The 21,839-nt window shown below is 69.2% G+C and carries 29 protein-coding genes; 4 read left to right on the forward strand and 25 right to left on the reverse strand.

Translation table 11 applies throughout. The annotated features are described in order from the left end of the window. Position 1: 1 nt before the first annotated feature. Genes OVA02_RS11330 through OVA02_RS11340 form a run of 3 tightly spaced genes read right to left on the reverse strand, consistent with a single transcriptional unit; the run spans position 2 to position 2,461 of the window. Positions 2-514: a hypothetical protein gene (locus OVA02_RS11330; protein WP_267658413.1), complete on the reverse strand. Its 513-nt coding sequence runs from the start codon at positions 512-514 to the stop codon at positions 2-4. 2 nt (positions 515-516) lie between these two features. Beyond that, positions 517-2,031: a CCA tRNA nucleotidyltransferase gene (locus OVA02_RS11335; protein WP_267658414.1), complete on the reverse strand. Its 1,515-nt coding sequence runs from the start codon at positions 2,029-2,031 to the stop codon at positions 517-519. Positions 2,032-2,050: 19 nt separating this feature from the next. Beyond that, entirely contained in the window at positions 2,051-2,461 is a 411-nt protein-coding gene (locus tag OVA02_RS11340) for an SLOG family protein (protein ID WP_267658415.1), read from the reverse strand. Between the two features lie 353 nt (positions 2,462-2,814). On the opposite strand from OVA02_RS11340, the gene OVA02_RS11345 reads away from it, so the two are divergent. Further along, positions 2,815-2,949: a hypothetical protein gene (locus OVA02_RS11345; RefSeq protein WP_267658416.1), complete on the forward strand. Its 135-nt coding sequence runs from the start codon at positions 2,815-2,817 to the stop codon at positions 2,947-2,949. Between the two features lie 8 nt (positions 2,950-2,957). Here OVA02_RS11345 and OVA02_RS11350 read toward each other — a convergent pair whose 3' ends face one another. The 3 genes from OVA02_RS11350 to OVA02_RS11360 form a co-directional block, all read right to left on the reverse strand. After that, complete coding sequence (locus tag OVA02_RS11350; protein WP_267658417.1) at positions 2,958-3,371, reverse strand: hypothetical protein; 414 nt, start codon at positions 3,369-3,371, stop codon at positions 2,958-2,960. Beyond that, positions 3,368-3,544: a hypothetical protein gene (locus OVA02_RS11355; protein WP_267658418.1), complete on the reverse strand. Its 177-nt coding sequence runs from the start codon at positions 3,542-3,544 to the stop codon at positions 3,368-3,370. Before OVA02_RS11355 ends, OVA02_RS11350 begins: the two co-directional genes overlap by 4 nt. Positions 3,545-3,616: 72 nt before the next feature. Further along, complete coding sequence (locus OVA02_RS11360; protein WP_267658420.1) at positions 3,617-3,865, reverse strand: hypothetical protein; 249 nt, start codon at positions 3,863-3,865, stop codon at positions 3,617-3,619. Between the two features lie 78 nt (positions 3,866-3,943). On the opposite strand from OVA02_RS11360, the gene OVA02_RS11365 reads away from it, so the two are divergent. Genes OVA02_RS11365 through OVA02_RS11375 form a run of 3 tightly spaced genes read left to right on the forward strand, consistent with a single transcriptional unit; the run spans position 3,944 to position 5,468 of the window. Continuing rightward, a complete protein-coding gene (locus tag OVA02_RS11365; RefSeq protein WP_267658421.1) occupies positions 3,944-4,492 on the forward strand; it encodes a DUF4429 domain-containing protein in 549 nt (182 codons plus the stop codon). A 35-nt stretch (positions 4,493-4,527) separates the two neighbouring features. Next, the gene (locus OVA02_RS11370; RefSeq protein WP_267658422.1) at positions 4,528-5,310 is read left to right on the forward strand and encodes a restriction endonuclease; all 783 of its coding nucleotides are present in this window, start codon (positions 4,528-4,530) and stop codon (positions 5,308-5,310) included. Between the two features lie 14 nt (positions 5,311-5,324). Next, a complete protein-coding gene (locus OVA02_RS11375; RefSeq protein ID WP_267658423.1) occupies positions 5,325-5,468 on the forward strand; it encodes a hypothetical protein in 144 nt (47 codons plus the stop codon). 1 nt (position 5,469) lies between these two features. Here OVA02_RS11375 and OVA02_RS11380 read toward each other — a convergent pair whose 3' ends face one another. From OVA02_RS11380 to OVA02_RS11470, 19 genes are all read right to left on the reverse strand, one after another. Further along, positions 5,470-6,069, reverse strand: a complete 600-nt coding sequence (locus tag OVA02_RS11380; RefSeq protein ID WP_267658424.1) for a hypothetical protein — start codon at positions 6,067-6,069, stop codon at positions 5,470-5,472. Further along, positions 6,066-6,752: an SOS response-associated peptidase gene (locus OVA02_RS11385; RefSeq protein WP_267658425.1), complete on the reverse strand. Its 687-nt coding sequence runs from the start codon at positions 6,750-6,752 to the stop codon at positions 6,066-6,068. The genes OVA02_RS11380 and OVA02_RS11385 overlap by 4 nt, the downstream gene beginning before the upstream one ends. Positions 6,753-7,306: 554 nt before the next feature. Beyond that, positions 7,307-7,666 (reverse strand): hypothetical protein, encoded by a 360-nt coding sequence (locus tag OVA02_RS11390; protein ID WP_267658426.1) that lies wholly within the window; start codon positions 7,664-7,666, stop codon positions 7,307-7,309. Then, on the reverse strand, positions 7,663-8,202 hold the full coding sequence (locus OVA02_RS11395) for an HAD domain-containing protein (protein ID WP_267658428.1): 540 nt from the start codon (positions 8,200-8,202) through the stop codon (positions 7,663-7,665). Before OVA02_RS11395 ends, OVA02_RS11390 begins: the two co-directional genes overlap by 4 nt. After that, complete coding sequence (locus OVA02_RS11400) at positions 8,199-8,444, reverse strand: hypothetical protein (protein WP_267658430.1); 246 nt, start codon at positions 8,442-8,444, stop codon at positions 8,199-8,201. Before OVA02_RS11400 ends, OVA02_RS11395 begins: the two co-directional genes overlap by 4 nt. An 88-nt stretch (positions 8,445-8,532) precedes the next feature. Then, a complete protein-coding gene (locus tag OVA02_RS11405) occupies positions 8,533-9,240 on the reverse strand; it encodes a phosphocholine cytidylyltransferase family protein (RefSeq protein WP_267658432.1) in 708 nt (235 codons plus the stop codon). A 2-nt stretch (positions 9,241-9,242) separates the two neighbouring features. After that, on the reverse strand, positions 9,243-9,776 hold the full coding sequence (locus tag OVA02_RS11410; RefSeq protein WP_267658433.1) for a hypothetical protein: 534 nt from the start codon (positions 9,774-9,776) through the stop codon (positions 9,243-9,245). Beyond that, a complete protein-coding gene (locus OVA02_RS11415) occupies positions 9,773-10,063 on the reverse strand; it encodes a hypothetical protein (protein WP_267658434.1) in 291 nt (96 codons plus the stop codon). Before OVA02_RS11415 ends, OVA02_RS11410 begins: the two co-directional genes overlap by 4 nt. A gap of 71 nt (positions 10,064-10,134) precedes the next feature. Continuing rightward, on the reverse strand, positions 10,135-10,773 hold the full coding sequence (locus OVA02_RS11420) for a hypothetical protein (RefSeq protein ID WP_267658435.1): 639 nt from the start codon (positions 10,771-10,773) through the stop codon (positions 10,135-10,137). 64 nt (positions 10,774-10,837) lie between these two features. Then, positions 10,838-15,679, reverse strand: coding sequence for a methyltransferase domain-containing protein (locus OVA02_RS11425; RefSeq protein ID WP_267658437.1), 4,842 nt, complete (start codon positions 15,677-15,679; stop codon positions 10,838-10,840). 191 nt (positions 15,680-15,870) lie between these two features. After that, positions 15,871-16,356, reverse strand: a complete 486-nt coding sequence (locus OVA02_RS11430; protein WP_267658439.1) for a hypothetical protein — start codon at positions 16,354-16,356, stop codon at positions 15,871-15,873. Next, a complete protein-coding gene (locus OVA02_RS11435) occupies positions 16,353-17,297 on the reverse strand; it encodes a hypothetical protein (protein ID WP_267658441.1) in 945 nt (314 codons plus the stop codon). The genes OVA02_RS11430 and OVA02_RS11435 overlap by 4 nt, the downstream gene beginning before the upstream one ends. After that, entirely contained in the window at positions 17,294-17,881 is a 588-nt protein-coding gene (locus OVA02_RS11440; protein WP_267658442.1) for a hypothetical protein, read from the reverse strand. Before OVA02_RS11440 ends, OVA02_RS11435 begins: the two co-directional genes overlap by 4 nt. A gap of 24 nt (positions 17,882-17,905) precedes the next feature. Next, a complete protein-coding gene (locus OVA02_RS11445) occupies positions 17,906-18,649 on the reverse strand; it encodes a hypothetical protein (RefSeq protein ID WP_267658443.1) in 744 nt (247 codons plus the stop codon). A 30-nt stretch (positions 18,650-18,679) separates the two neighbouring features. Next, a complete protein-coding gene (locus OVA02_RS11450) occupies positions 18,680-19,273 on the reverse strand; it encodes a hypothetical protein (RefSeq protein ID WP_267658444.1) in 594 nt (197 codons plus the stop codon). Continuing rightward, positions 19,237-19,539 carry a 3'-5' exonuclease gene (locus tag OVA02_RS11455; protein ID WP_267658445.1) on the reverse strand — a complete coding sequence of 101 codons (303 nt, stop codon included), beginning with the start codon at positions 19,537-19,539 and terminating at the stop codon, positions 19,237-19,239. The genes OVA02_RS11450 and OVA02_RS11455 overlap by 37 nt, the downstream gene beginning before the upstream one ends. Before the next feature lie 57 nt (positions 19,540-19,596). Further along, positions 19,597-20,829 (reverse strand): UvrD-helicase domain-containing protein, encoded by a 1,233-nt coding sequence (locus OVA02_RS11460; RefSeq protein WP_267658446.1) that lies wholly within the window; start codon positions 20,827-20,829, stop codon positions 19,597-19,599. A 22-nt stretch (positions 20,830-20,851) separates the two neighbouring features. Next, positions 20,852-21,529, reverse strand: coding sequence for a hypothetical protein (locus OVA02_RS11465; RefSeq protein WP_267658447.1), 678 nt, complete (start codon positions 21,527-21,529; stop codon positions 20,852-20,854). A gap of 14 nt (positions 21,530-21,543) precedes the next feature. After that, positions 21,544-21,750 carry a hypothetical protein gene (locus OVA02_RS11470; RefSeq protein WP_267658448.1) on the reverse strand — a complete coding sequence of 69 codons (207 nt, stop codon included), beginning with the start codon at positions 21,748-21,750 and terminating at the stop codon, positions 21,544-21,546. Positions 21,751-21,839: the final 89 nt, after the last annotated feature.

Below are 21,839 nucleotides of genomic sequence, written 5' to 3' on the forward strand. Positions count from 1 at the left end.
GTCAGATGATGCCGACGGAGGCGAGGTGGCGGTCGTAGCCCTCGACGTTGTTGCCGCCGGCCTTGTACTGGTCGCTCTCGAGGTAGACGAGCATCTCGTCGATGGCGCGGCCGACGGTGAACTGGTCGGGGGCGGGCTCGGCAAACAGCTCCTGGGTGCGGGCGATGGCCGCCTGCTCGGCAGCGATCGCCTGCTCGAGGCCCTCGTCGGCGACGATGACGGCGTCGCCGCCCGTGAAGGGCTCCTCGGTCTCGTCGGCGCTCGTCAGGAAGGCGGGCGTCTCCTCGGCGACGGCTTCGCCCGGGAGGACGAAGGCGTGCCGGTCGAAGGCGGGTGCGACGTCGAAGAGCGGCTCGGGTGCCGTCTCCTCGATGGCGGACTCCTCGATGGCGGTGTCACCCTCGACGGCTTCGTCGAGTTCGGTCTCGGTCTCGTCGAGCTCGGGGCTGGTCTCGTCGACCTCAGCGGTGGTCTGGGTGCGGTTCTTCTTGTCGCGGTTCTTGAAGCGGCTCATGCTCAAGAGACATGCGGCACTTCCTGGGCGACGAACCAGGCGATCGCTCCAGCCTCGTCGTCGAACTCGCCATTGTCCTGCGCGTCGACCGCCGCCTTGATGATGTCCTTGAACGCCGGGCCTGGCTTGTAGCCGAGGCTCATCAGGTGGTGGCCGGTCAGGAGGCTCTTCCGTGGCTTCGGGCCGACCTCGGTAGCCAGCTCCACCCACGGTCCGGACACGGGACCGCTGGCGGAGGGCCCACGGCCGGCGACGTCGGCATCGACGACGCGTGCCCAGTCGTGGATGGTCAGCCCGGATCGTTCGTCGAGGCGTCGGACGAGGCGTCGCACGGCGGACTTCGTCGGCTTGCCGATCGTGCTGACGTGGCACATGTGCTCGGCGACGAGCCCGCCGATGCGGTCGCGGGTGACGTGCGGGGAGCCGATACCGGTGAGGAAGTCCTGGGCGACGGGGTCTCCGACCGATTCGTGGCCGTGGCTGGTGACCCGGCCATTGTCGTGCGTGGTGGTGACGAACGGCTTGCCGACGTCGTGGACGAGGGCGCCGAGGACGGCGAGGAGCCGCTGTTCGGCTGGGAGCTGGTCAGCTGCGGCGGCCGCCGCGGCGACGTCGGCAGAGAGGCCGAGGTGCGTGAGGACATCGCCCTCCGGGTGCCATGTCGGGTCCTGCTCGGCGTCGCGGGTCGCGGCCAAGGCGGGGAAGTGGTCGAGCCACCCGGTCTGCTCGAGCATGGTCAGGGCGCGGGAGATGTAGATGCCACGGGTCGCAAGCTTCTTCCACTCGCCCCAGACGCGGCTGCTCGGCAGTGTGTCGTAGAGGTCTCGCATCTTCCAGCAGGCGTTGATGGTCTCGTCGGCGACCATCCACCCGAAGCGGGCCACGAACTGCGCCGCGCGAAGGGGCCGCAGGGCGTCGTCGGGGAAGGAAGGGCCGACGTGCTGCAGGATGCCGTGGTCGAGGTCGGTGGCGCCGCCCCAGACGTCGATGAGCTCGCTGGTGCTGGGGTCCCAGCCCAAGGCGTTGACGGTGAAGTCGCGGCGTGCGAATGCAGCTGCCTCGCCGGCCGGGGTCGGCTGCTCGCCGGCGACGGAGATGTCGAAGTCGAGGCCGCCGGCAGTGGCGACGAGGATGCCGAAGGAGGCGCCGGCGTCGTCGACGCGGGCGACAGCGGCGAGGTGGGGGCGGAGCTGGTCTAGCGTGTCGACACCGAATACCTCGATGTCGATGTCCTTCGGAGCGACCGGGGTGCTGCGGGTTGCGAGGGCGTCGCGGACGGCGCCGCCGACGATGAGCGGGTAGCCGCCTGCGGAGCGGACCGCGTCAAGGAGCTTGACCGCCGCGGCCGGCAGCGCGACGAGGTCGGGCGCGGCACAGCGGTGCACATCCCCGCGCTGGCGGTCCGTTGCGCAGTTCGGGCACGTGGCAGAGCCGATGAGGACTCCGGACGGTGAGCGGGTCGGTTCGACGGGTCGGGAGACGGACCGGGTGGGGCGCTCGTCCGAGTGGGTGGTCATGTCTCCCTCATGCGCGGCGTCAGGCGGTAGCTGCGGTGTTCCAGTGTGCCCTGACGGGGATCCCGGCAGCTTCGGCGCGGCGCATGCAGTCTCGGGTGCCGTTGTTCTTCTCACCGCGTTGCAGGAACGCGAGGCAGACGGTCGCGCTGTGGTCGACCATGCGCTGGTTCCGGTCGAAGCCGGCCTTCTTGTTGGTGCTGCCGTCGGGGAGGCGCCACTGGGCGGGGTGCCGCTCGACGTCGAAGGTCTCTGGGGCGGCCTGGGCGACGGCGGCGCTGAGCTTGTCGGCACCGCGGGCGTCTCCTTCGACGACGATGATGCGGCGGTCGCGCCACTCGGTGGCAACCTGGTGCAGGGCGGCCTCCATGACGGCGCGGTCGGTGAACTCGCGGCTCCCGGTGATGAGCACCCGGATGGCGTCGTAGGGCATGGAGGTTCCTCTGCTGGTTCGGTCGTGAAGTTCAAGAGCGGGTGCGAGTTTCGCTGCGCAAGTCGGAGGTGGCAGCTATTCTGAGAGAGCAACCACGGGCACGGCTTCGGCCGCGCGAACTCGGTCAGCTTCACCGGCCGGGTGATGGTCGGCCGTCACACCGGCCCAACGCACACCCCCTCCCCGCCGAGGGCGTTTGACGCGTAGGGCTCAGGTGGGATGGACGGAAGTGGTGCGACATCGACACTCCCAGACCGAGTGCCGCGGCGGGGCGGCCCTCAGACCGGAGTCGCATGTTGCCCATCCTCTCGAGCCTCGTCGACGCTTCGCCCTTCGGCGTAGCAGCGTTAGTCGTGGCTGTCTTCCTCATGCGCGACCGCCTCGCCGTCCTCTACCTCACCGTGGCGGTGACGCGGATCAAGGACCCTGCCAGGCGGAAGGCAGCCGAGATGGCCCTCAAGGTCCTGCGCCAGCGCCGCCCGAAGTGACGAGCTCGCTACGCGGCCTGCCGGTAGACGACGGCGTTCATGACCGTGGGCGCACAGAGCATGCCGTCCTTGCCCAGAAGGGCGGCCGCCTCGGCGGACATGCGGACGTCAGCGAGCTGGGAGTGCCACGGGCAGGACCTTGAGCTGGGCCCGCTCCCGCCGGCACCGCCGGGGCAGTCGCAGCGGACGGTGCTCGAGACGTGCTCGGGGCAGTACGTCAGCGCCTTGTCGGTGCCACGCATGTAGGCCCAGCCCGTGCCGTAGAATTGCATCTCGGCAGGGGCGTGCCAGCGCTTGGCGTCGTTGAGGCCTCGCTGTCGGGGGTCGGGCAGCGTCTCGGGGACGTCGAGCTCGATGTACTCCGGGCAGGCGTCGGCGTCACAGGCGTAGCCGGTGATGATCGCGGCAGTCATGGTGCTCATCGGAGCTGGTCCTGTTCTGTGTTGCTGCGCCAGCGGCGGGTGTCGGCTCGCTTGGCGGGTCGCTTGGCGCGACGTCGTGTCGCCCGGTCGTTGTGACAGGAGCACCCGTCGTAGCAGGCACCCAAGGTGGCCTTCGAGCGGCCGTTCTTGATCATGGGGGCGTCGGCGCCCATGGCGCTCCGTTCGTCAGTGGTCTGGTCGTCAGGACCATGCGCGGCAGGCCGCCACACGCTCAGTCGCCTAGGTCAGACCAGGAGGACCCCAGCTACGGCGAGGACGACCGCCGCAGCGATGGCGAGGATGCCGATGCCTGCGAAGCCGTCGGGGTTGTCGAGCTTCTCCCCCGTGATCGTCGCCGGGTCGTCGAAGCCGGTGAGGAAGCCCTGCACGGCGGCGCCGGCACGGACGAGCGAGCGCACACCGACGACGGCGAGGACGGCGGCGAAGGCGAAGACCACGATGGGCAGGAAGGGGTTCAAGATCAGGTCGGGCATGCCTGAGCCATGCGCGGCACGGCCGCCGCATGTCTCCTCGGTGACGTAGCGCCGTGGCCGGCGCGGAATGGAGGACCGGTGACGATAGCCGCGCGCGGGCTGCAGGGGCAGATGTACTTCGACGGGCAGAACGTCGTCATCCGGCGGCGAGGCATCATCCCGTTCCTGATGCACGGCGCGAAGGGCACGAAGACCATCCCGTTGAGGGCCATCACCGCCGTGCAGCACCGGCGGTGCCTGTTCGTCCACGGCTACCTGCAGCTGTCGGTGTCCGGCGAGCTGGACCGGTCGAACAACGGCAAGGACGGGCCGATCAGTCGAGACGAGAACGCGGTGGTCTTCTACCTGCGCGCCAACCGCTCGTTCCAGACCTTAGCTGACACGCTCCGCGACGCCATCTCCGACGTTGCCGCGGGGCGGCCCGTCTCCATGCCGGGGGTCACCACCGACTCACCCCCGCCGGTGGGGCCCGCCATCCCCATCTACGCCGCGGCGCCGATGGTCGCGAGTGCGCCGGCGAAGAGCATCTTCGAACAGGTCGAGGATCTCGGCCGGCTCCGCGACGCCGGCCACATCAGCATCCATGACTTCCAGGCCAAGAAGGCCGAGCTGCTCGCGAGGATCTAGGCGGGCGTGTCGCCTGCCGGCGCTATGGTCCGACCATGAGGATCTTCACGTGGCAGATGGCTGAGGAGCTGGCTCAGGGCCACATGCAGGCACTCGGGTTCACCGATGCCCGGCGCGCACCCAACGGCCCCGATGGCGGTGTCGACGTAGTGGCAGCGACAGCTGCCGCACAGGTGAAGCACCTGAGCGTCCCCGTCGGCGCTCCCCTCGTGCAGCAGCTGCGTGGCGCGGCTCATCGCCTTGAGCACGCGATCTTCTACTCGAAGTCCGGCTACACGGCGGCCGCAGTCCGCTTCGCGAGAGAGCACCGTGTGGCCCTCTTCGCCTACGACGATGCCGGTGACGTCACAGCCATGAACGCGATCGCTGTTGGCCTCGAGGCCGGGGCTGCGCCGACGGACTGGGCGGCCGTAGCCGCGATGAAGGACGACCAAGCTCGGCGAGAGCTCAGCGAGCCGGCGCAGCGGGCCCGCATCTTCGCCGAGTTGACCGCCATCAATGCGGAGGTGATGCCTCTGGTGGAGGCGACCAACGTGTTGTCGAAGCGGCGCATGGAAGAAGCACTGGCAGCTGCTGCCACGCCGGGAAACGATTCCGGACCGCGCGCGTCGGATGCGTACCTCCCGACCATGGCTGGCGTTCGACTCATGCAGGAACACGCCGCCCTCTGGGCTGAGGCGAAGGAGGCCACCGTCACGCGCCTGTGGGAGCTCCTCGTGACCTCCCGACGTGTTCTCGCGGACATGGCCGCGGCCGCCGAACTCCCCTCCCCCTTGCCCGACATCGCCGCCATCCTCACGTCCGACGACCCTGAGTAGAGGACAATCGAGAGATGACGTGGAAGCTCGCCTACCGCCCGGAGCCGGATGCCGCTTCGGTGCACGAGTCGATTGACGCGCCGACGAGCTGGGATGCTGTCGAGGCGCTGCGGTCGCGTATCCCGGAGGGCAGCAAGGTCCTCTACGTGATGCGCTGAGTCAGCCTTTGGGGTCCCGAAGGCTGGCGTTGAGGGCGTCCGTGAGGGTGCGACGTGCCTTTAGCTCAGCGTCAGCGAGTGGCATGACGTCTTCCTTCGGCAGTGGCTCGTCGGAGTGCTCCTCTTCGCGTGCAGACCAGCTGATTCCGTCTTCGAGGCCTGCCCAGTCTTCGAGGGTCCGCAACCAGTCGTCGAACAGGTTCTCGTGCTCGCTGGTGCCGTAGGCGGCAACGAGGCCGCGTACCTCTGCGAGCTCCCCGCGCGGAACCCGGATGGCCGCGCGCGGACGCGGCGCCGGCACGGAGGGGTCGTCCCACACCTCGGTCCAGTTGAACGCCTGGGTGTGGATGGCCGTGCCCTCGGCGTGGACCTTCCGCAGCACCTCGGCGAATGCCGGTGTTCGCAGCTCGACGCGCTTGAGCTCGAAGCTGGCTGCGCGGTCCAGTCTCGCAGACCGTGCGGAGAGGATCTGCGTCACGACGAAGACTGTGAGGGCGATGAAACCCGCGATGCCTGCGGCGATGAGTGTTGCGGTGGGCTGGTCGAGCATTGAGGCCGGCGCAGTTCCGGGGCTAGGGCTGGGGCTGTCGGCGAGGATCACGCGAGTCGCTCGAGCAGCTGCTCGCCGTTGTTCCGGACGTTGTTCACGTCGCGCGTCACCTCGTAGTGCTCAAGGCCGTGGGCCGCCGCGTGGGACTCGCGCTCGAGGAGCCGCAGAAGCTCGTCAGGGCCGAGATGGTCGCCGAGCCAGTCGTCGTAGGCGTCAGGGCTGAGGAGGGCAGGCATCCGGTCATGGACCTCGCCAGGGGCGACATGAGAGTCCCGCGTGATGATGGCGGCTGACAACCGCCACTTGTCTGGGTCGTCCTCGTCCTTCGCAGGGTCGGCCCAGGCCGAGATGATGGCGGCCATAGCCAGGCCAGCCCCTGGCTCGTAGATGAAGTGCGGCTGCTTGCCGGTCTCGGTGACCGTCCACTCGTAGTAGCCGTCCGCTGGAATAACCCCTCGATGCGAGGCGAACGACTTGCGGAACATCGGGGAGGTCGCGACCGTCTCGAGGCGCGCGTTGATGGGCTGCGGCCGCTGCTTCTTGAAGTCCTTCGCCCACCCCGGCACGTAGCCCCAGTGGACCAGCGGCATGACCCGCTCGCCTTCCCACTGGCGGACCGCCGCCACCTGCCGCGTCGGCGCCACGTTGTAGTCGGGGCTGAGGTCTGCCGACCTCCCGAGGAGGTCGGGCAGGAGGTTAGAGGAGGCCTTGGCCACGACGAAGCGTCCACACATGAGGTCAGTCTGCCCCTTGTCAATCCAGGGCGTCACTGGCGTCCGAGAGTCGGCAGCCCGCTTGAAGTTGTCCACACGCTTCGCCGCTTCGCGGCCTTCTTCCTCTGCCCCGGTGTCGGCTGGACACCACCGCCACACCAGCGATCCGACGGTCGTTGGTGTGCAGCGAGCACGCCACCGTCCTTCTCCGTGACCATCTGCTTGCACCGCGGACACTCCACCGTCACACGAGCGGGCTTCGGTTCTCGCTCAGCACGGTGGGCCTGCTTGCGAGCTCGCGCCTCCGCACGCGCGACCTGACGTTCCTGCTCCTGTTCGGCCATGAGTGCCCTAGCCGCGGCCTTGCGGCGGTCGCTGTCGGAGAACACCTGCTTGGGGCGGCTGTCTGACGAAGCAGTCTTGGTGAAGGTGCACACCCTCGTACCAGCCATGTGGCGATCGACCTGCCCTCCCGATCGAACCGTGACCTGCTGGTGGCAGGTGGGGCAGTCGATGAGGATGGGCACCCCCTCATGTTCTCCTAGCGAATGGTGTGGTTCAAGGTCTCCGGCCGGCTAGCTGACCAGGTCGGCGACGAGCTCGGCGACGGCTCGCTCGGTGCGCGCCTCGCCCATGGTCCGGGCCCGGGCGGGCCTCATGAAGGCTTCGATGTCGACGCCGTCCGCGCGGAGGCGCGCGATCATGGCGATGCGGATCATCGGCTCGTCGCGCAGCTGCGTCCACTTCGCCAGGGCAGCGTCGCGCTGGCCGGAGCTGACGAGGGTGGAGAACTCCGTCAGGTGGCCGGCGATGACGACCTCCCGGCTGTCGACCGGAGGCGTGGGCTTCCGCCGCGCGAAGAGCTCGCGGAGTGCCACCATGAGGCCCCTGTTCCGCACGGGCGAGCAGATCGGGCGCAGGGTCATCGTCGTCATGCTCCGTCCATGCGCGGCAGTCCGGCGAGGAACGCCCGGGTCTGCTCGAGGTGCGCGGGGGTGAGGCCGAGCGCTGACGTCGGAGCCAGGAGCAGCACCGGCTCGCTCACCGCTTCGCTGACCGTCTCGTCGTGCACGGGCACCTCGTCGTCGTCCGCCCAGATGAAAGGTCCGGGGTTGTCGGCCTGGTCTGCGAGGAGAGCGTCGAGCTTCCACGCGTGGGGAAGTTCCTGCGTCATGCCTTGCCGTCGGGGGATGGGGAGCCAGCGTGCGCCGTGCAGGGCGTTGAGCTTCTTCTGCAGGTGGTGGATGTGTCCGTCTTCGAGCCAGGTGCTGAGGATGACGAGTTCGACGTCGAAGTCGTGGCGGAGGGTTTCGATGGTGTCGAGCTGGGTACGGGAGTAGTTGAGCGTCTCGAGCATGCCGAAGCCTCCGCCGTGCTTGACGCGAAGGGTCGTGGTCTGCCTGTCGCCCCAGGTGAGGGCGTCAGCGAGCACGCACCCGTCGATGTCGAGGTAGAACCGGGCGCGGGTCACGTCGTGGTGTCGGCACCGGCGTGGTGCCGGCCCTTCGGTCCTGTCTCGGCCACGAACGGGACGACGGGGAAGATGTACGCCTGCACGCGCGGCTCGCGGCTTGCTTCGTCGACGGCTACCTGAGCGGTCTCTCGGGTGGTGAACGGCATGCCGTCGCCGTCGAGCAGGATGCCGCCGTAGACGCCGTCGTGGGTGTAGATGGCGTAGCCGTTGGGGTCAGGGGTCTCGGCGGTGTCGCTCATCGGTGTCGTGCTCTTCTCGGTTGTGGTCGTGGTGCGTGGCGGTACTTCACGCGTGGCCTGCTGCTTCGTACGTGTGCGGCCGGGCTGGCTACCGGTGCCGGAGAGCGGCGTCGGCGCGGATGAGGTCGGCAGCGAAGTCGACCTCGACGGCGAACAGGTCGGAGATGTCGAGGGGTCGGACGGTGAGCTGTCTGGCGGCGATGGCGGTCTCGATTCCGCGCTCGAAGTAGTCGCGGTCGCGGGCCCGCTCGAGGTGTCGGATGAGCGCTGCCCGGTCCTTCGTGGCGACGTAGTTGATGCCGACGGCTTCACCGAGCCCGGCGTTCACGTTCTTCGACAGCTCGGCGATGTTCCCGTTGGGGTCGAGGGTGTACTTGACCTCCTCGTCGTCGACGCGGGAGGTGTCGACGGTGACGAAGCTCTGCCCAGCGAGGATGAGTGCTGCTGCGCGATCGAGGATGAGCGGGTCGAAGACGACGTCGCCGTTCATCCAGAGGGTTCCGCCTCGGGTCGCCCGGAGGGCGCGCAGGAGCGACTTGGAGGTGTTCGTCGCGTCGTACTTCTCGTTGTAGACGTAGCGGGCCCCGGGGTGCCGTTCGACGATGTCGTCGGCCCTGTACCCGACGACGATGGTCACTTCCTGGTCGGCTCCAAGGGCGGCGGCGATGTTCTGGAGCTGCTGCTCGAGGATGGTGCGGCCGTCGGCGAGCTCGGTGAGCGGCTTCGGGAGCGCCCGGCCGAGGCGGGTGCCCTTGCCTGCCGCGAGGATGACGACGTTGAGGGGTGGTTGGGGCATGACTAGTCCTTCGTGGTGGGGCTCCCGCTGACGTACTGGTTCTGCAGCTCGTCGGTGCGCTGAGCGGCGAGCAGGAAGCCGAGTCCGGAGACGACGATGACGGCGGCCATCGCCGGCGAGGGCAGCATGTGGAGGTAGAACGTGGTGACGCCGGCGGCGGCGACGACGGCCGAGCCCCCGAGGTAGAGGTACATGGTGCGGAACGTCTTCGCGCGCTCCGCCGGGGTTACCTCGACGGCGCGCTTCCACGCGGGCACCTTCTGCCGGCGGGTGGTGCCGAGGATTCCGTGCGGCTCGGTCGTGGCGAACTCGACGCCGCGGCGCCAGAGCTGGCCGACGGAGTCACGGTAGATGCTTCCGAGCTCGACCTCGCTGGGGTCCGGAAGCGGCTCGGCCTTCTTCTGCGGCGTGTAGCCGCCGAGGAGGAACCCACTGGCCGGCATGGTCGGGGCCGGCGTGCCGGGTTCAGCCGGCTGCGTGGTGAGCGCGGTGCCGGCCTCTGGGGCCGTGTCGGTGGCGTCTAGTTCGGTGCTCATGCGATGTCCTGGGTGGCGGCTCGATGGTCGGTGACGAAGGGCTGGAAGACGTTCGCCCCGTGGTAATCGGGGCTGGCCGGGTCCTTCAGGACCCAGGTGCTGACGTCGCCGACCTTGACCTCGTCGCAGAAGTACCGTCGGACGCCGTCGACGGCCATGTCGAGGACGGCAGCGAGTCCTGCGTCGTGGCGGTCATCGAGGCTGTGAGGCGGCCGGCGGTCGTCGAGGTCGTAAGCGTGGACCGCGCGGGCGTACTCGTCTCGGGCTGCCACGACACTGATGCTCACGACTGTCTCCGTTCCTGGTTGGCGCTGCTGCGCCAGGAGGGAGACATGCGGCGCTTCTGCAGTCCGGGGCTCTACTGCTGCTGCAGGCGCAAGCCGTTCGCGAGGTCGTGGAGGTCGGCGGGGACGAGCGTTCCGTTCTCGAGGAGCGTGGCCATCTCGTCCATCGTGTCGGCGCGGATGTGGCGGTTGTGGGTGGCGAGGGCGTCGAGTCGGGACGCGGCGGTGATGTACGCCCAGACGTCGCGCGGAGCCGCGTCGGTGAACAGCATCGCGCGAGCCTCTTCCAGGACCACGAGCGAGCCGATGAGCTGCGCTTCAGCGGTCCGCATCGCCGGGAGCTGCTTGGCGATCAGCTGCGCGGACTCCTCGTACCGGCTGCGGTCCCTCGAGGCTCGCAGGGTGGCGGCTGCGACGATCGTGAACAGCTGGCGGATGTGGCTGGCCTCAGCGAAGCGACCGGCGGCGACCAGCGAGGCGGCGACCTCCTCGCCGGGGCCGAAGACCTCTGCCATCAGTCGGTCGGCGACGACGTAGTGCTCATCGCTCGGGGTGACGTAGTCTCCGGCGGCGGCGCCGACGTTCGCGATCTGCTGGGCGACGAGGTCGCGGGCTGCCGGCATGAGACTGGCGCCGAGCGACTGGACTGCGCTGTCGAGCGCGGCGTCAGAGACTGCGGCGGTGACTGCCGGCTCGTTGCTCTTGTCGGTCATCGGTTCGCTCCTCGGGGTCGGTGGGTGCTGCCGCGGGGATCATGCGCGGCAGCACCCTGGGCGCTCAGGCGACCTTGGCGAGCTCGTCGCGGGACGCTTCCGCGTCGATGAGGGTGTCGATGCGGGCGAGCTCGGCGAGGGCACTGTCGAGCTCGTCCTGACGGTCGAAGCGTGCGGTGTCGGCCGCCGCGGTGGCTTCGGCAGCCTCAGCCTCGTAGCGAGCGATGTCGCGGCGGATCCCGCGGATACGGCGGTCGATGCCCTCGACCCACTCTTCGAGCTTGTCGGTGATGAACTCCGCGACGCTCTCGGCGCCGGCCCGGCGGATGGCACGGGGCACCTCGAAGCTGTGAGCGCTGCGGTAGTTGACCGAGACCTCGAGGACGGTCTGGCCCTTGACCTCGCGGTACGGCCGGCCGAGCGTGAGTCCACGCCAGGTCGCGATGCGTCCCGCGTACGCGTAGGCGTCCTTCGCCTTCTTGAGCAGCTCCGTCGAAACTCGCTGGACGGCGGCCGTGTCGTCGCCATCGGCTTCCGCGGCGATCCGCTTCGCCTCCTCGAGCAGCTCGATGGTTCGCTCTGCCCCGCTGATGAGTGCGCGGCAGTTCGTGGCCGTCGAGCGAGCCTGGTTGACGCCCTGCAGGTGCACAGCGCGCATGAGGCGGAGCTTGCCGACCTCGGCTGCGAGCTTCGCCTGGTCGAGCAGGAGCGGGTTGCCGGCAGCGAGGGCCTTCACCTCGCCGTAGGACAGGACGCTCGGAGCGACGTCTTCGATCTCGCGGACGGAGGTGTCGAAGGCGAGGAGCTTCGCGAACGAACGGGCCTTCCTCTCGAGGGTCTGCCAGGTGAACGCGTCGAAGGACGACTCGGTGACGTACCGAAAGATGTCGACGTGGGTGTTGAGGTTCTTCGGTCGGAGGATGCGGCCCTCGCGCTGCTCGACCTCGGCGGCCGTCCACGGTGCGTCGATGTGGTGCAGCGCGACGAGGCGGGTCTGGACGTTGGTGCCGATGCCGAGCTTCGAGGTGGAGCCGAGAAGGACGGAGATTCCGCCGTCGCGGGCCTGGGAGAACATGGCGGCGCGAGCCTTGTCAGTCTTGGCCTCGTGGATGAAGCGGATGCTGCGGGCGGGGATGCCGCGCTGCACGAGCATGTTGCGGAGGCGGCCGTAGACCTGCGCGTCGTCGGGGTGCGGGGTGCCGAGGTCGAGCATCGCCAGCTGCAGGGCGCCCGGCGTCGGAGCGTCGCCGTACGTGGTGCTGGTGTGGGTGTGGTGGACGTCGGCGATGCGGTCCGCCGCCTCGACGAGCTTCGGTGAGACGTCGTCGAGTCCGACGAGGATCGGGTCGAGGGCGACCTTCCGGCCGTCGCCGACGATCTGGAGCATGTTCTCGGCCTTGCCGTTGTCGGCCTTGCCGCCGGAGCGGATGCTGTCGGCGCGCTCGGCGAGGTCCTTGACGTAGTCGAGCTGGGCGTCGGTGGGCTTGGCGACGACGGTGTGGAGGGTGTGGGTGGGGCGGACGAGACCGAGGCTGTTGGCGTCGAGGACTTCGGCGACCTGGCCGAGGAGCGTCAGCAGCTCCGGGAGGTTCTTGACGCCGACGGGGCGGGTGTTCATGCGGAAGCCAGAGCCGTCCGGGGCGACCTCGACGGCGGTCTCGTAGTTGATGAACGAGGCGACCCACGGGTCGAACATCTTCACGCCGGCAGCCTCGAGCGCGTCGGGCTGCAGGTACCGCTGCCACGTCCACGTCTCGGCGAGGGTGTTCGCCCACGGGGTGCCGGTGAACATCGAGACGATGGGCTTGCCGGGGTACTTCTGGGCGAGGGTCTCGATCTTGAGGAGCATGTCGGTGGCGCGCTTGGAGGAGCCGGAACCGAAGCCGTTTCCGCGCGCGGTGGACCCGGTCGCCAGCCGGCGGAAGAGGTGAGCCTCGTCCACCATCACGTAGTCGACGCCGAGGTGGTCGAAGAGGACCTGATTGTCGTCGCGCTGCTTGTTCTGGCGGAGGACACCGAGTCGGGTGTCGAGGCCGCGGACGGCGCGGGCGATGGCCTTGGCACCCTTGGAGGAGCCGTAGCCGTTGCTGGCGCTGAGCATGCCGCCGCGGAGGTCGGACTTCTGTCGCTCCACCCAGGCTTCTTCGGCGTGCTCGGAGACGGGCAGCGACGTGAACGCGGTGTGCGTCATGACGACGGCGTCCCACTCCCCCGTGGCGCAGCGGGCGGCGAAGAGACGGCGGCGGTCGCCGGTCAGGTCTTCCTTCGAGGCGATGAGGAAGCGGCCGGTGGGGAAGGCCTGCTGGGCTTCTCGGACGATCTGCTCGAGGAGGTGGTTCGGCACGGTGATGAGCGGCTTGTTGGCGAGGCCGAAGCGGCGGAGGGTCATGGCGGAGAGGATCATCGTCAGCGTCTTGCCGCTGCCAACGGGGTGGCCGATGAGGGCGCGCTCGGAGGCTGTGACGCGGGCGACGGCGTTCCGCTGGTGGCCCCAGGGGGTGACGCTCTCGGCGAGGCCGGGGAACTCGATGCGGGACCCGTCGAAGGTGCGCGTGACGTGGGAGTTGAAGCGGCGGTTGTAGGTGGCGCAGATGCGCTCGGACCGGTCGGCGTTCTCCCACACCCACGTCGAGAACCGCTCGGACATGGCCCGCGACTTCTCTTCCGCGGCGATCGACGCTTCGACGTTCCGGACGCGGACGGTGGTGCCGCGGCTGCTGCTCCACACCTCGTCGTAGATGACGATGGAGCGGCCGTTGAGGGCGTGCTCGAGGATCTCGATGGGGCTGATGGAGGTGGTGCCGTAGGCGAGGCGAGCGTCGGCGGAGACACCCTGGCCCTTGGCTCCGCCGTTGATCTCCCAGACGGCGGCGTCGGCGGTGTAGGTGACGCCGGCGTGACCGCCCAGCACCTCCTTGATGAAAGCGTCGATGTCGGCTGCGGCGACGAACGGTGCGCCGAGGCTGACGCGGATGTCGAGGGGGCCGAGGTCGGCCGGCATGACCTCTTCGAGGGCGGCGACGTTCTTGGCCCAGTCGCTGTCGTCGAGTGCGCGTGCTCGGGCGTAGGCGAGCTTCGTGCGGATGTTGCCGGACAGGTAGGTGTGCGCGTCGACGTAGTGGCCGTCGACGTCGAAGACGAGGTTGCCGAGGGCAGCAACGGCGTCGTCCTCCGTCGGCAGGCTCAGCAGTCCGGCGATGCGGGCGAGGTCGACTCCTCGGCCCTCGCCGACGCTGATGCTGAGCGCCTCGTCGGGCGTTTCGGCGGTCGTGGCGGGCTCGGGCTTGCGGTTGACGCGGCGGAGGAGGATCGGCGCGGGGGCGGCGATGCCCTCGTCCTGGTCGAAGGTCTCGATCGCCATGACGGAGACGTAGTCGGGGTCGCGTCGGAACCCTCCCATTGCCGGGCGGCGCCAGGACAGGAGCGGCTCGCCGGTGTCGGGATCGGGCTTGCCTTCGGTGAGGGTGCCGCGGTTGAGGGGGCCGAACTTGGCCACGTAGGCGGTGTAGGCCTCGAGGGTTGCGGCGCGGGCGGCGGTGATGGCGTCGTCGGGGAGGTCGGCGTCCGATTCGAGCTCGAGGAGGCGGACGGCGAGGTCGCGGAGGGTGACCAGCTGACGGAGCTCGGCGTTGTTGCGGATCTCGGAGAGCGTTCCGCCGGTGACCTCGTGGAGGGTGCCGTCGACGACGTGGAAGGAGCCCTCCTTGCGGCCTTCGGCGTCGTGGAGGGCGACGTCGGCGAGCTCCGTGGCGGGGTCGAAGTGGGGGCGGTCGGCCTGCGGGATGAGGTGGGGGCGGATGGCGTCGAGGGCGCGGGCGATGTCGGCGGGCCGGTCGTCGCTGATGACGGTGAGGGGGTTCCGGTGGAAGGTGCCGACCTTCATGGTGCCGGCAACGTGCTCGGGGTGTGTGGCCCAGTAGGCGTTGACGCTGGTGGGGATGCCGGGCTGGCCGGGAGTGACGGGAGTGGTGACGGTCGGGCGAGTGGACGTGACCGTGTAGGGGTAGTGGATGCTGCGCGTGGGTGCGTTCTCGCGGTCATCGTCCCAGGTGGTGACGGGGGCGTCGCGGACAATCTTGCGGATGAGGACGATGTCGGTGACGACGTCGGTGCCTTCGCTGGCGAAGGTGCCGGCGGGCAGTCGGACGGCGCCGACGAGCTGGGCGATGTTGTTGCCCTCGGTGTCGGTGAGGATGCTGCGGAGGCCGGAGTCGGAGTCCATCACGAAGCGGCTGGTGATAGCGATGACGTATCCGCCCTCGCGGACGGCGTCGAGGGCCCTGGCGAGGAAGTAACCGTGGAGGGACGAGTGGTAGCCGAAGTTCGGGTCGTGCACGGCGCCGTGGGCGAAGGGGACGTTGCCGATGGCGGCGTCGAACTCGCCGGTGGCGAAGCTGACGCGCTGCAGGGGTGCGGCGATGAGCTTGGCGGCCGGGTTCAGGGCGCGGGCCATAGCGATCGCCGTCGGGTCGATGTCGACTCCGGTCCAGTCGATGTCGAGGTCGGCAGGCGTGGCGGCCATGAAGCGGCCGGAGCCGCAGCCGGGCTCGAGGACTCGGCCCTCGGTGAAGCCGACGCTGCGGAGGAGGTCGAAGGCGGCGTCGACGATGGCGGCCGGCGTGTAGAAGCTGGTGTCGATGTGGTCGCGGGCGACGTCGAGGGCCTTGGTGCTGACGAGCTGGTCGATGTCGTCGGCGAGGGCTGACCAGCCGGGGCTGCTGACTTCGTCGAAGGCGGGTGCGAGGGCTCCCCATCCGTGCCAACGGAGGAGGCTGTCGCGCTGCTCGTTGGTGGGCGTGGCTCCGTCGAGGCTTCGCAGGGTGCGGAGCGCGTCGAGGGCGGTCTGTGCTCGTCGGAGCGGGGTCTCGGACTGTGCCGTCTGCGTCAGTGTCGTGTCGTCATTCACGAACGACCCATGCGCGGCAGGTGCCTGGGGTGGCGGCCACGGCAGCTTCCCGGCCGCCCGCCGCCACTTCGACGCGCCGTGAGGAGTGCCGAAGCTGGTCACCAGCAAGCTGGTGTCCGGCCCACGGAACCAAACAACCGTGGAGCGACGACAACGCTACAGGGACCCGGACCATTCCCCCCGTATGGGGGTCACGACGTCGCGTTGGCCCTGGGCAGCTGCACGAGACCCTCGAGGGGCACCCAGTGCATCAGGAACGGCTTGCCGTGGACGAACTCGATCCGGCCCTCAGCGACCTCGTCACCCAGGACGACCGTCACGTCGGTCGGGGCCGGGTACATCGCAGCGACGCCGTCAGCCCCCTCGGTCACGCCGTAGGTGACCTCGAGCCAGGCGGCTGCCTCCTCGTTCCAGGCCGCTCGGACTGGGCTGTACTCGTCGGCCTGTCGCCCTGCGACCTCGCTTGCGGTGAAGCTGCCAGCGGTGAGCAGCAGCGCGAGACCTGCGCCGACGGCTCTCAGGACCGTGGCGCGGCGAGAGGCTCCGCGGTGACCTGCTTCGATGCACCAGATCGTCAGAGCTGCCATCGCGAGCAGGCCTGCGACCGTCAGCACGGTCCACACAGCCAGCGGGATGATGACCGGGTCGACAGGCGGGGCGGTGAGCGTGCCGGTCATCGGTCTGCCTCGACGTTCTGGCGCGGGAGTTCGGCTCCCGCGGTGCCGAACATGTCCACTTGGACGAGCACTGGCGTCTTGCCGACCCAGGAGATTTTGACGCGCGAGATGTTGCCGTTGGCGACGACGTCGACGCTCTCTGGAACGAACAGGCCGCCGTCGTACTGCCCCTTGGCGGCGAGGGCGCGGGCCTCACCGAGGTCGGCGACACCCCCGGCACCGGAGGTGATGCCGTAGACGTCGGTGGCCCAGCGGGCGAAGTCGCCCGCGTACCCGTTGCGTGCCCGAACGTCCTGGCGCTTCGGGTGCCTCTCGAGCTCCCGATCCGCCTCGGCGCCGTGCACGAGCACACGCTCGGTGCCGACCGTGCGGATCGCGACCTGCAGCAGCGTGCCGTCGGGCCCGATGACCTCGAAGGGGTTGCCGTAGAGGTGGGCGTGCGCCATCCCGTCTCGCACGCCGTAGGTGTCTCTGGCCCAGGCGTCTCGGGCGGCTGCCCGGTCAGCAGCCTCCTCACGGAACTCTGCCCGCTCAGCGCTCATAGCTGAGACACCGCCAATCCAGATGATGGCGATGAGCGCCCATGCGCCGGCGTGGACGATGACAGCGCGTCGTCCGAGCTGCCGGCGTTCGTCGCTCTTGAAGTAGGCCTGAGCACGGGCACCTTCGACGGCACCGTCGAACCGCGCGCTCTCTCCGGGGCCGGAGAGCATCGCTTGCGCGAGGCGCTTGACGCCCATGACCCCAGCCAGGGTCTTTTCGACCTCGGCGACACTTGCTCGAGTGCTCGAACTCTGGTCGCTCCGGAGGCGGGCGCGGGCGCTGGCCTTGTGGATGACGACGGCGGCGCACACGACGATTGCCAGGCTGATTGCGCTCATGGCGGTCAGGTAGACGACGGAGGGGTCGATCGGGTCCGCCCAGACAGCAGCCTCGGTCATCGGGCTTCTCCGTCGGTGTCGGCGTTGGCGTCGACGCGAGTCAGCTCAGTCGGGCCTTCTCCCTTGGCAGGCTCTGCCAGGAGCAGGACCGCCTGGTCGCCGATGCGCTTGAGGGTGACATCGACGAGCTGACCGCCGACGATGACAGTGGACGGCTCGCCTTCACCGGCCTCGAGCAGGTCCCTGGTGCCGGCCGTGACGCCGTACCTAGTCTCAGCCCAGGTGGCGGCGTCCGCCTCCCAGCTGGCCACGGCAGCCTCGTTTCTCTTGTCGACTCCTTGCCAGCCGGGCGCGACCACCAGCCACAAGCTAGCGACGATGGCGGCGAGGGAGAGCAGCCAAGCTGCGCGGGTCACGCGTCCGAGACGAACCTCGCTTGCCTGGTCTAGCTTCCTGGCCGGCGACGACGGCGAGCCAGTGGTGGGGCTGGAGAGGAGCACAGCGCGGGCGATGGCCCGGACGATGATCGGTCCGACGACGCCGACGATGACGATTGCGATCGCGAGCCAGGGCCAGTTGTTGGCGAACTCGTCAGGCACGCTGGGGAACGTCGCGGCGGCGGCGAGGAGGTAGGGGCTGTTCATGGTCGGCACATGCGCGGCAGGACGCTACCTGCGCTCGAGCTCGACGGGTCGGGTGCCGCTGGACTCGACGAGGACGGGGGTGTCATCGACGAAGATCATCGTGACCTGCCGCACGTCGTCGCCGACGAGGACCGATGCGGAACGCTTCGGGTGCTCTGGCTGGTCCTCGAAGAGAGCTCGGAGGCCGGAAGTTTCGCTGGACTCCAACAGGTCGTCCATTCCCGCAGTCACCCCGTAGGTCTGCTGAGCCCAGTCGGCATAGGACTGAACCCAGGCAGTCTGGGCAGTCTCTCGCTGGCTGTCGGCGGCTGGGACGTACGGCAAGCAGCCGAACACGAGGCAGACGGCGCCTACAACGAGGAGCAGGACGGGCAGAGCGACTGCTCGCAGCGCCCAGGGCACTCTCGACCCCTCGAGAGGCAGCTTCCGCGCGTGCTCTCGCAGCTCGGCGACCGCCGCCGCGTGGGCGTCCTCGATGGCGGCCTCCTCGGACGTGAAACTCTCCATGGAGAGGTACTTCTTCTTGGGCCGTCGGAGCCCTGCAAGCGCTTCCTTCCGTGAGGCCTCGAGCTCCTTGATGCTGTCCTCGATGACGGCCTCTTGCATCTTCCGTCGGTCCGCGAGGGCGTTTTCGAGAGCGAGGTAAGCCCAAAAGGCCCCCGCGATGATGGCGAAGACGCTGGGGATCAGCAGGAGGTCCCACACGGAAGTGGGGATGCTTGCAGGTTCGGCCGCGGGAAGGGTCGTGGCCAGGAGGGTTGTGATCATGCCTCACCCATGCGCGGCGTCGCTGGCAGGTCAGCTGCCGTAGGCCCGCAGAGCCCGCACGGTCTCGGCCCAGTCCCGCCCGTCCTCGCTGTTGGCTGCGGAGCCGGCCTTGTGCTCTTCGATGGCGGCGGCGATGTCTCGCCGGTCCGCTCGGGCGAGGCGTCCGGCGATGCGCCTGACTTCCTCTGCGACGAGCGACGGCATGTAGGTCTGCCGACCGAGGGCGTAGCGGACGGCGGGGAAGACGATGGCGGGCACGCTGACGTTCACCACGTCGACGGTGCCATCGGGTGCGGGCGTCGCTTCGAGAGCCCGGATGGCCGCCTGCCATGCGGTGGCGACGTCGGTGGGGACGAGGTCGAACCGGATATCGGTGCGGACGTCGCGGACGATGAGGGCGACCTCTGCCGCCTCGAGGGCGCCGGCGAGCCGGCCGACCTCGTTGGCGATGGCGTGGGCCGTGTCTCCGGTCTCGCCGACGCCCCATCGTGCTGCGCACAGGACGAGGACCTGCCGCACGCCGACGGTGCCATCGGCCAGGGACTGGTCCGCGGGCGCCTCGGCCGGCGCCGGGCTGACGGCGGCGCTCAGCTCTCCACTCCGGCCGTGTAGTCGAGCAGCCACGCGAGGTTCTGCGCGTCGAGGTGGCGCTTGGCTCGGGTGATGGCGACGTAGAGGATCATCATCTCTTCGCTGCCGAGGGGGATGACCTCGCCGGCGTCGTCGAGCTTCGGCGGGCGGAAGTCGGCGCTGATGCGGACGTGGCGCCACTCGAGGCCCTTGGCGACGTGCACGGTGCTGATGACGACGTCGGCCTCATCGACGGGGACGCAGGTGTCGATGGCGGCGATGATGTTCTCGGCGCCGGTGCGGACGATGACGTTGACCATGGAGCTGAGGCCTGCGTCGCCGTTGTCCTCGTCCGAGACGGACTCGAGGACGTCCTCCTAGCGCTTGAACGCCTTGAAGTCGGGGTGGGTCGTCCAGTGCTTCTCCTGCAGGTCGAGCGCGGCCTGAGCGATGGCGCGGAGCTCCTGGGCCTTCTTCTCCCCGGCGATGCCGACCTTCTTGTCGCGGCCGAGCCAGTAGAGGATCTCGACCATCGCGCCGCCGTTGGTGCGGCAGAGGATGGCGTTCGGTTCGCGGTAGGAGTGCTTGTCGTAGTGGACGCTCGAGCGGAGGCCGGGGGTGCCGCGGACCATCTTCTTCGCGTCGAGCTGGCGGAGGGCGACGTTCGCGAACTCGGCGACGGCCTCACCGAAGCGGAACGACTGGGTGAGGTAGACGTGCTCGCCGCCGAAGAAGTCGAGGCTGTTGATGCTGCCGCGCCAGGCGTAGATGGCCTGGTGGCTGTCGCCGACGGCGACGATCTGCGAGTGCTCCTGGCCGAGGACGACGCCGGTCGTGGCGGGGTCGGAGTCCTGGGCCTCGTCGTAGAGGATGTACGAGTAGGGCAGCTTCGGGTTCGAGAGGGCCCACAGCTTGAGGTAGTGGCTGTGGTCGACGGGGAGCTGGCCGTTGAGGTCGCTGATGTCGGCCCAGAGGACCTTCGCCCAGCGGACGATCTCGTCGATGAACTCGGCCTCGGCTGCCTGCTCGGTCTGGACGGCCGCGGCGCGCTCGTCGGCGTCGCCGCTGGTGGCGCGGAGGGCGGCGTCGTTGAGGGTGAAGTTCAGGCGTCCCGGCACGGTGACGTGTGCGGGGAGGATGTCGGTGTCGGCGGTCTGGCAGAAGCGGCGGATGGTGTCGAGGACGACCTTCATCGCGGTCGGCGCCGCGATCTTGTGGACCATGTTGTAGCCCTTGATGTCCAGGCGGGACATGCCGACGGTTCTGGCGTGCTCGGTGGGGCTCATGCGCTGCTTGAGGCGGGCGGCGCGGGGCGCGCCGAAGCCGCTGTAGGCGAGGGAGTGCGCCGTCCGACAGTCGACGTTCAGGCCGTGGAACTTGGCCTTGGCGTCCTGGGCGATGGCCTTGTTGAAGCTGAGGTAGAGCCCGCGACGGGCGGGGTCCTGCTGCGCGAGGAAGCGCAGGGTGCTCGTCTTGCCGGTCCCGGCGAGGGCGATGATGACGACGTTCTGGCCGGTGTTGAACAGGTCGATGGCCTGCTGCTGCTCGGACGTCGGGGCGTATGCGGCGGGGGCAGGCGCGGTCGTCGGCGCCGGGGCTGTCAGTGTCATGCCAGGCCCATGCGCGGCAGGCTCAGTGCGCCGCTGCCGCCGCGGCGATCGGCTGCCCGAAGCTCGCGTAACGCTCGCCGTAGTGGCGGCCGACGCCGACCATGAAGCACATGAGTGACCCGAGCGTGGCCACGACGACGACGCCGGTCAGGGTGCCGGGCTCATCGAACCGGGCGTCCGAGACGGTCACCGACCAGGCAGTCATGACGAGGGCGACCAAGGTGGATGTCGCCCGCCGCTGGGACACAGCGGCGCCGGCGCGACCGGCGACGGCCCGGAGGGCGCTCTGCAGCAAGCAGCCGGTCGTCCACGCACCGAGCAGTAGCGCGACGGCGACCGCGACGTAGCCACGCTCCGGTGCGAGGAGAACGGCGAAGATCCCGACGAACGCGGCGAGAGGTATCCCCTCGTGGAGCACTTGAAGCCAAGCCGGCGGATCGGTCCTGCTGATGGTGTCCTGCCAGGGCAGCGCGAACCAGGAGCGTCGGACGAGGAACCGGGCGGTGACGTAAGCGACGACGCCTGCGGCGAGGAGGCCGACGACGGCGTTCATGTCTCCGTTCACAGCCGACACGAGAGCGGCGAGAAGGAGCAGCATCGGCGTCGTGAGGAGGAGCGACCCAGCGACGTACAGGGCCCGATGCTTGCCGCCGGCGAGGTACGGCAGCGCGACGGTTGTGAGGGTGGTGGGGATGCTCATGGGGGTGAGTGGTCCTACGGCTTGATGGTGGAGACGGCGATGTTGGGCGCGATGATCTGCAGCCCGTACCAGCCAGCGACGGTCGCGATGCCGAAGCCGATGGTCATGAGGGTCCACGACACGGCCGGGGGCGCATCTGGGTGGGTCACGAGGGTGACGAAGCCGGCGTTGTAGAAGCCGATGCCGACGAGCAGCCCTACGAATGCGGGTACCAGGTCCATGGGTGTTGTGCCGTGCTTCTCGTCCGCTGACCCGCGGACGCTCGGAGGGTGCGCCGTCAGGTGGCGGCGCAGGATGAAGACATGCGGCG

Source organism: Frigoribacterium sp. SL97 (assembly GCF_026625765.1).
In the GTDB taxonomy this organism is placed as follows: Bacteria; Actinomycetota; Actinomycetes; order Actinomycetales; family Microbacteriaceae; genus Frigoribacterium.